Origin of the sequence: Bacteriovorax sp. DB6_IX (genome assembly GCF_000447775.1) — a bacterium.
Classification (GTDB): Bacteria; Bdellovibrionota; Bacteriovoracia; order Bacteriovoracales; family Bacteriovoracaceae; genus Halobacteriovorax_A.
The window spans coordinates 1-325 of the sequence record NZ_AUNJ01000430.1; the positions used below are offsets into that span (position 1 = coordinate 1).

The 325-nt window shown below is 32.0% G+C and carries 1 protein-coding gene; it reads left to right on the forward strand.

Features of this window, described 5'->3' with window-relative positions:
- Positions 1-325, forward strand: a 325-nt coding sequence (locus M901_RS13400; RefSeq protein ID WP_034722287.1) for a hypothetical protein, incomplete at both ends; no start/stop codon positions are given.

Consider the following 325-nt stretch of genomic DNA (forward strand, 5'->3'; position numbering starts at 1 on the left):
GATCAAATTTCAAGTGGACTTTTGCCAATCTTGGACTGAAACTTTCACACTTTTGGAAGTGGAATCAAAGAACAAATATAGGATTATTTTTACAAGCAGAGAGAAGTCTCTATGGAAAAGCAAACTTAGCAGAAAGTAGTATTAGCCTTCATGAAAATAGGTTTTCAATAGGATCTTCTGTTCATTGGCATGATAAAATCTTCTCGTTAGAAGTCGCCAAAGAAAGACTTATTTTTCCAAACGATATTCTTCTTAATTCAAATAATATTAGAAATACAAATGTCTACCACACAAGCTTTATTTTTAAGGCCGGAAAACAATTTGA